This is a genomic window from Vreelandella lionensis (genome assembly GCF_002087295.1).
GTDB classification, from domain to species: Bacteria; Pseudomonadota; Gammaproteobacteria; order Pseudomonadales; family Halomonadaceae; genus Vreelandella; species Vreelandella lionensis.
Genome location: NZ_MWVI01000001.1, coordinates 1 through 7,684, shown reverse-complemented (window position 1 = coordinate 7,684; position 7,684 = coordinate 1). Strand labels below are relative to the sequence as shown.

General features: G+C 57.1%; 7 protein-coding genes and 2 pseudogenes. 3 read left to right on the top strand and 6 right to left on the bottom strand.

Going from position 1 to position 7,684, the window contains the following annotated elements; all coding sequences use genetic code 11:
* Nucleotides 1-153: 153 nt before the first annotated feature.
* From B4967_RS00035 to B4967_RS00020, 6 genes and pseudogenes are all read right to left on the bottom strand, one after another.
* Nucleotides 154-1,023 (bottom strand): ABC transporter substrate-binding protein, encoded by an 870-nt coding sequence (locus tag B4967_RS00035; protein WP_083022881.1) that lies wholly within the window; start codon nt 1,021-1,023, stop codon nt 154-156.
* Nucleotides 1,024-1,132: 109 nt separating this feature from the next.
* A pseudogene (locus tag B4967_RS00030) lies at nt 1,133-3,229 on the bottom strand (TonB-dependent siderophore receptor).
* A 142-nt stretch (nt 3,230-3,371) separates the two neighbouring features.
* A complete protein-coding gene (locus tag B4967_RS18415) occupies nt 3,372-3,527 on the bottom strand; it encodes a helix-turn-helix domain-containing protein (RefSeq protein WP_243470224.1) in 156 nt (51 codons plus the stop codon).
* Nucleotides 3,487-3,738: a hypothetical protein gene (locus B4967_RS18410; RefSeq protein ID WP_243470225.1), complete on the bottom strand. Its 252-nt coding sequence runs from the start codon at nt 3,736-3,738 to the stop codon at nt 3,487-3,489. The genes B4967_RS18415 and B4967_RS18410 overlap by 41 nt, the downstream gene beginning before the upstream one ends.
* 136 nt (nt 3,739-3,874) lie before the next feature.
* A complete protein-coding gene (locus B4967_RS18405) occupies nt 3,875-4,306 on the bottom strand; it encodes a hypothetical protein (protein ID WP_243470223.1) in 432 nt (143 codons plus the stop codon).
* 245 nt (nt 4,307-4,551) lie between these two features.
* Nucleotides 4,552-4,893 (bottom strand): accessory factor UbiK family protein, encoded by a 342-nt coding sequence (locus B4967_RS00020; RefSeq protein WP_083022879.1) that lies wholly within the window; start codon nt 4,891-4,893, stop codon nt 4,552-4,554.
* A 349-nt stretch (nt 4,894-5,242) separates the two neighbouring features.
* Here B4967_RS00020 and B4967_RS00015 point away from each other — a divergent pair, with 349 nt between their 5' ends.
* The 3 genes and pseudogenes from B4967_RS00015 to B4967_RS00005 all read left to right on the top strand — a co-directional run bounded on the left by B4967_RS00015 (nt 5,243) and on the right by B4967_RS00005 (nt 7,522).
* Nucleotides 5,243-5,581: a P-II family nitrogen regulator gene (locus B4967_RS00015; protein WP_083022877.1), complete on the top strand. Its 339-nt coding sequence runs from the start codon at nt 5,243-5,245 to the stop codon at nt 5,579-5,581.
* Nucleotides 5,582-5,668: 87 nt separating this feature from the next.
* A pseudogene (locus B4967_RS00010) lies at nt 5,669-6,917 on the top strand (ammonium transporter).
* Between the two features lie 266 nt (nt 6,918-7,183).
* Nucleotides 7,184-7,522 (top strand): P-II family nitrogen regulator, encoded by a 339-nt coding sequence (locus B4967_RS00005; RefSeq protein ID WP_083022875.1) that lies wholly within the window; start codon nt 7,184-7,186, stop codon nt 7,520-7,522.
* Nucleotides 7,523-7,684 lie beyond the last annotated feature (162 nt).

The following is a 7,684-nucleotide window of genomic DNA, read 5'->3' as shown; positions in this document are numbered from 1 at the left end:
CACGCCTGCCCGCGTGGCGACAATGGCTAGTGTCATGGCGCTCCCTCGCAACGTCTCTCAATCGGCTCACTCAGTTTAATGAGCCTGCTCGTTGGCTAAGCCTACTTTATTTCAGGCGTTGGGCGCCACTCTGGTGGGCAGGTTGATGGCGGGCTAGTCAGCGTGATGGGCATTCAACGCGCTGGTTAGCTCACGGGCAAAGCGCTGGGCGGAGGGGAGAGCGCCAAAGCTCCAAACTGGTGGCAGGCGAAGTAGGCGGCCGTTTTGCACGTTGGGTAAGTGCTGCCAGAGGCCGCTCCCTTCCAGCTGCTCTTCCACGCCTGCGGGGAGTGGGTCGACGATGACCAGCGTGGCATCGGGGTAGCGTGCCAGCGCTTCAATACCGGCCAGTGAAAACCCCCAGGCGTTGGTGGGTTGGTCCCAGGCGTTGGGCAGTTCAAGCTGCCCTAGAACGGCGTTGTAGAGGCTGTTCTCGCCAAATACCCGCACATGGCGGGCATCCATGAATTGCACCATTAGCAGTGGGGGCGAGTCGCCGTGCTGGCGGCGCAGCTCAGCCATCAGCTGTTCGGTGTTCTCAATCAGCGCCTCGGCTTCGGCGTTGCGGTCGGTCAGCTCGCCCAGTTGACGGGTAAGGCTCTGCATCTCCGGCCATGTCTCCGCGCCTGGTGAGTAGAGGGCGAAGGTGCCCACCGGGGCAATTTTCTCCAGCCGGGGAATCAGCCCGGTAAACATAGGCGAGAGCAGTGTTTGTTCGGGGGGCGATTGGGCCAGCAGCTCGAAGTTGGGCTGGGTGCGCAGGCCAATATCCATCCCATGCTCGGGAATGCGCGGCTCGCCCACCCAGTCGTGGTAGGCGGGCTGCTGCGCAATGCCGCTGACCTGCGCGTCAATCGCGAGCAGCGTCTCGGCAATGGTCCCGTCGATGTTGCCCCATTGGGCGTGGCTGGCGGTAGACAACAGCAGGCCAGCCGCAAGCAGGCTGCGGCGAGCCAGGATAAGCAGTCGGGGGAAACAGCGCATGAGGTTAGTACCTAGCAATAAGCGCCTTATTTAAACGAGTCTGTTTATCAATTGCAAATAGAAACACCCAGGCATGCACAGGGCGCGTGCGCCTGGGTGTGGTCGCTGCTTAGAAACGGTAATGAACGCTGGCGGTGACGCCGCGTTCGGCACCGAAATAGCAGTACTCCAGTGAGTTACACGACGCCACGTACTCTTTATCCAGGGCGTTGTGCACATTCAGGCGGGTTTCGACGCCATTGAAGCCTGCTTGGCTCCAGTCGTAGCCCAGCGTGGCGTCAACGAGGGTGTAGTCCGGCACGGTGGCGGTGTTGGCGCGGTCAGAGGCAATGTCAGCGTAGTGGCGCACGCCCACGCCGATATCCGCACCGCTTAGCCAACCCTCCTGCACGGCATAGTGGCCCCACAGCTGTACTTGATGGCGGGGGGAGTAAATGGCGTTATTGCCCTGGTTGCCGTCGTCGCTTTTTGCGTAGGTAATGTCGGTAAAGCTGTAGCCTGCCTGAAGTGAGAGCGCCTCGGTGAGCTGCGTTTGGGCTTCCAGTTCGATGCCTTGTGACTCAATCTCGCCTACGGCACGGTAGGGGTCGGTAGGCTGCTCTTTGGTAGCCACGTTCTCCTGGCTGATGTGGAACAGCGCTGCGCTGTACTGCTGCTGTTCGTTGGGCTGGTATTTCACGCCGGTTTCCCACTGTGCACCCTCCATGGGAGCGAGCAGGTCGCCGTTGGCATCGACGAAGCTGGTGGGGGTAAAGGCCGTCGAGTAGCTGACGTAGGGGGCAATGCCGTTATCGAACAGGTACACCACCCCGGCGCGGCCGCTAAATTGGGTGTCACTCAACGCGCTGGTAGCGCCGCTGTCGCGATTGGTGTTATCGATATTGACCCAGTCAAAGCGCCCGCCCAGCGTCACGCGCCAGTTATTGACGGCGATTTGATCTTGAAGGTAGACGCCGGTTTGCTCCAACTCGTGGTTCTCCCGGATGGGCGCGTAGAACGCCAGCGGCTCGCTGCCGTAGACCGGGTTGAAGGCATCCAAAGAGGGGAACTCGCCGGAAGACCAGGCAACGTCGTTCTCGCGTTGCTGGTAATCCGCTCCCAACAGCAGGGTGTGCTCCATGAAGCCGTTGGTCAGGCGGGCTTCTAACTGATTATCCACCGTTAAGGCCTGAAGCGACTCCTCGCTGCCGGAGGAGTAGCGGGCCAATGCGTTTTAGGTCGGCGATGCCCAGCCAAAACCATACACCTGATTTAGCGTCACGTCTGAATTGAGATAGCGCAGCAGTTGGCGCGCGGATACGCGGTCGTTAAAGCGGTGCTCAAGGGTATAGCCGAGCATGCGCTGGGTGCGCTTATAGGCGTCGTAATCGGCTTCGCCATCGAAGAAGTTATTGCTTATTTGGCGGCCATTGCGAGCGATCACCGCGCCTTCATAAGGCACGCCGGAGTGGTAGCCGCCTTCTGGCTCATCCTGAAGATACGCTTCGACGGTCAGGCTGGTGGCGTCGGTCATGTCCCAGGTTAGCCGTGGCGCAATGGCGTAGCGCTCCTCTTCGGCTGGGCCAAACTGGGTATCAGCGGCGCTGGCGATGCCGGTGAGGCGAAACGCAACGCGCTGTTCTTCCCCCAGCGGCCCCGTGAGATCAAACGCTGCGCTGCGCTGATCATTATTGCCGACCCTAAAACGCAGTTTGCCGCCCTGCTCAAACTCAGGGCGTTTGCTGTTGAGCGCTACCACGCCGCCCGGTGAGGCGCGGCCATAAAGCACGGATGCAGGGCCGCGCACCACTTCGATGCTGTCTAAAAACCAGGGGTCGATGCGCATGCTGCTATGGGAGTTGGCGTCGCCCATCACCTTCAAGCCATCTAAAAAAGTGTTGCTCAAGCTGCCATCGGATAAGCCCCGCAGCACCAGGTAATCAAACCGGTTGGAAGCCCCTATTTGATTGCTATACACGCCGGGGGTGTAGTCGGCGGCGCGCTGTACGGTACTGACGCCGCGTTGCGACATCTGCGTTTCGGTGATGGTCGAAACGCTCTGTGGGGTTTCGATAGAGGGCGTAGCAACTTTGGTCGCCGCCTGTTGGGCAGTCACAGTGACGGTGGCTAAAGCAGTGCTCGGCTGTGCCGCAGCAGGCGTTGCCAGCGCGATGAGCAGCGCACTGCTCAAGGGGGCAAGTAAAAATAGACGATGGGTGGAGGCCATAAGTGATCCTGGGAGGAAGTGGAATCAGTGTTATTAAGCAATGAGAATTATTGCTTTTTATGGCGCCATAAAGGTATGCGCCGTGCCAAGCCTGCTATGCGCGCTGACATGTTTGTGCACGCGAAAGGACCTCAAGCGCTGGCTATACGCTGGAGCGATTCCACTCGTGAGGGGAAAAACCGAAGTGGCGCTTGAAGGCGCTGGAGAAGTTGCTGGCATGCCGATACCCACAGTGATGGGCCGCCTGCTGCACGCTCTCACCTCGTTGCAGTGCCTCGTACCCCTGCTGTAATCGCACTTGGCGAATATAGTCGAACAGCGTGCAGCCAGCAGGCGCGAAACTTCTGGCGCAGGCTGCTGGGGCTCATAGCGGCTTCTTTGGCTAATGCGGTGAGGCTATAAGGCTCGGCGGGATGCTGAGCAATGCGCGAGTGCAGCGCCGTGAGGCAATGACGATCACGGGTAGAAAGGCGTTTGTGCTCGGGTAGCGCTGTCAGACGCTCGGGCAAACCTAATCCAATTAGCTGCAGTGCTAACCCCTGCCAAACGAGCGCCTGTCGCCAGAGCGAGGGCGGTTGCTCACTAATGGTGCAAAGCGTTTCGCAGAGGGCCTTGGGGAGCTTCCAGCAATGCAAACATGAAGCATCAGGCGGGGTGGGTAGGCCTAAGGGTGCAGTGGCCAAGAACCGCAATATTGACAGTACGAAGGCGTGTTTGAATAGGCTGATGCACCATGAGTGGGTGTCGGGCATCAAAGTGGCTGCATACGCCATCTCCTGCAGAGAGCTGTATCTGCTGCTTGCCCATTTGGAGATGAATAGTGCCTTCCAAGATAACGCTCAAGAACCATGGCACGCTTTGGTAAGACGTGGAGGTATAGCCACGTTCTACCTGCAAATCAGAGAGCGTTAAGTGCACCCCGTGGCGCAGGCTAACGTCATGTACATGACCAGTGGCGACCGGCTGGCGCGGAGAAGAAGGGTCTTCAATGCGGTAGTGAATGCCGAAGCGCTGGCCAAGCTGGGCCAACGAAAAGGGGGTGATTTCAGGCGTTGCTAAGCGTTCCTGCTGAGGCATTGGGGCAGTCGCTATCGTGGGTGGAGCGTAGTGCCTGCGCCGTATTGGTGCTTAACGGCACGCGGGAGGCTGCAGATAAGCGCACGATAGCACTATCACTAGGGTTGTCAATGATAGTGATTCTTGTTCACTGGTATAAGGTTTTGAATTAAGTGCAGGGGAGAGGACGGGAGAGAGTGTGGGAGAGAGGTAGGGGCAAGAAGTGGGGCAGCCGAACCTGCCCCATGCCGTGCAAAACGGCGTACTTACTCAGCGCCGTCAGCGGTTGGCTTAGTTGTGCTGGAAGGTTGCACAGGGGCGGGCGGTACTTCAGCTTCTACAGGCGTGGCGGCGTTGGTGCTAGAGGCCTCTACTGCTGCTTCCAAGCTGGCCACTTGGCGCTCTAGGGCCTCTACCCGCGAGCGGGTGCGTTGCAGCACATCCATCAAAATATCAAAGTCTTCCCGCGATACCAGCTCCACGCGGTCAAACGCGCCGCGTACCACCTGCTGGACACCTTTCTGAATATCTTCCGGGGCTTGCGACGCATTCTGTAAGGGGTCGCCGATCTGCTGGGCTAAGCGGCTAATGCGGTCTTGGGGCGCCATGGCTATCTCCTTACACGATCACGCATAAATGTGAACTGCTTGTGAGTAAGGATACGCAACCCGCCGACGATTCGCATGTGCCGTTTGTTAATTAAGCGCGGTGGGCGTACGTGTACAAATGCATCGAAATGGGGCGACTAGCTTTTTTCAATGTTCTTTTATGGTGCAAAGCAAGTCCGGCACGTAGTAGCTAGCGGTGCTTACTTACCGCCACTTACTTATGTTAATAATTTAAGTTTTTGAATTTAAATAATAAAAAAGTGAGTGGCACGGTATGAGCATTAGTAGGGCAAGCACTAAATTCGGGCGGCCATGCCGCTATCCACCGAGCCAGCAGGGGAGATCCGGGATGAAACTCATCACCGCTATCATCAAGCCATTCAAGCTTGACGACGTTCGTGAAGCACTCGCCGACAACGGCGTTCAAGGGATTACGGTTACCGAAGTAAAAGGCTTTGGCCGTCAAAAGGGGCATACCGAACTCTACCGCGGTGCGGAATACGTGGTCGACTTTCTGCCCAAGGTGAAAGTGGAAGTCGCCGTCGACGATGCGCGCCTGGAGAGCGTGTTGGATACCATCTGTAACGCAGCGAATAGCGGCAAAATCGGCGACGGCAAAGTGTTTGTGACGCCGTTAGAAGATGTGATCCGTATTCGTACCGGTGAGCGCGGTGCCGACGCCGTTTAAGGGCCGACTTTGAGTTGCTGATGACGTTTTAACGTCGCCAAGTATCTCTTCCAAGTACCTTTTCTTAGTACAAACGGGGAACACCTCATGAATGAGTTAGCTGATTTGACCTATGCGCTCGATACGTTCTACTTCTTGATCTGCGGCGTGCTGGTCATGTGGATGGCCGCAGGCTTCGCCATGCTGGAAGCGGGCTTGGTTCGCTCCAAAAACACCGCAGAAATCCTGACTAAAAACATCGCACTGTTTGCGATTGCCTGCACCATGTACTTACTGGTGGGCTACTACATCATGTACTCCAGCACGCAGGCGGCTTCCTGCCGAACCTGGGCTTCTTGATCGGTACTGAAAACAGCGCCGATGCAGTGCTGGCCGGTGGCGACGATGCGCCTTACTACTCCATGCGTTCTGACTTCTTCTTCCAGGTAGTGTTTGTGGCTACCGCGATGTCGATTGTTTCGGGTGCGGTTGCTGAGCGTATGAAGCTGTGGGCGTTTCTGGCCTTTGCCGTGGTGATGACTGCGTTCATCTACCCGGTGTCTGGCTACTGGACCTGGGGCGGCGGCTGGTTGTTTGAAGTGGGCTACTCTGACTACGCGGGTTCCGGCATTGTGCACATGGCCGGTGCGGCTGCAGCGCTTGCCGGTGTGCTGGTACTTGGCCCGCGTAAAGGCAAGTACGGTAAAGATGGCTCTATCCACGCGATTCCCGGTGCCAATATGCCGCTGGCAACGCTGGGTACCTTCATCCTGGGGATGGGCTTGTTCGGCTTCAACGGTGGCTCTGAGCTGAAAATGTCCGATATCGGTTCAGCTAACAACGTTGCGCAAGTGTTCGTGAACACCAACGCAGCGGCTGCTGGTGGTGTCATCGCCGCGCTTATTCTAGCTAAGCTGTGGTTTCCGCAAGGCGGGCCTCACCATGGCCCTGAACGGCGCGCTGGCTGGCCTGGTGGCGATTACCGCCGACCCTCTTTCTCCTTCAGCGCTGGGTGCTGCCATTATTGGCGCAGTAGGTGGCCTGATTTGTTGTCGCTGCTATCGTAACGTTGGACAAACTGAAGCTGGACGATCCGGTTGGTGCGATCTCCGTTCACGGTGTGGTCGGTATCTGGGGTGTGTTGGCAGTACCGCTGAATAATGGCGATGCTTCTTTCGGTGCACAGTTGATCGGTATCGTGGGCATCTTTGGCTGGGTCTTCATCGCAAGCTTAGTGGTATGGCTGGTGCTGAAAGCGGTCATGGGGATCCGCGTTAGCGAGGTAGAAGAGTATGAAGGCGTCGATATCGCTGAGTGCGGTCTGGAAGCCTATCCCGAGTTTAGCGTTAAGAAATAAGCTTGCGCTAATCATGTGAGCTGGCGTGCTCCTTTTGGCCTCCCCACCGTGGGAGGCCTTTTTGTCCTTCACAGGTAGGTTGCACGCTGGTTGTTATTAGCTAGGTACGTACTGGTTTTTTATTCTCTGCCCATGGCGGTGTATGCTTAACCCACTGGGTAACGGGCTTTGCCTATGCGAGCGCCCCGCCAACCTTGATGGGTTATGACAACCGTTCAATAACGCTGTTTTGATAACAGTGGGCCACCAAGCTAGAGGATGTCGCAATGAAATTGATCTCAGCCATTATCAAGCCTTTCAAGCTTGATGACGTACGCGAATCGCTCTCTGATATCGGCGTGCAGGGCATTACGGTAACGGAAGTGAAAGGGTTTGGCCGTCAGAAGGGCCACACGGAGCTCTATCGTGGCGCGGAGTACGTGGTGGATTTCCTACCCAAGGTGAAGCTGGAAGTGGCCGTTGACGACGATATGGCCGAGCAGGTGATCGACGCGATTACCCAGGTCGCCAACACCGGTAAGATCGGTGACGGTAAAATCGTTGTGATACCCCTTGAGCAGGTCATCCGTATTCGTACTGGCGAAACCGGTAAAGACGCGGTTTAACGGTGAAGCGTCAGTAGTGAAGGGTAAGGCGTGAACAGTGAGTTGCGCTGAATAGACAAAGCCCCTGTGGATAGCATCCACAGGGGCTTTGTGCATAAGGCGACGATGATACGGGCTACGATTTTCTATTCACCTGGATTGCCCCTAAAAAAGTAGACACCT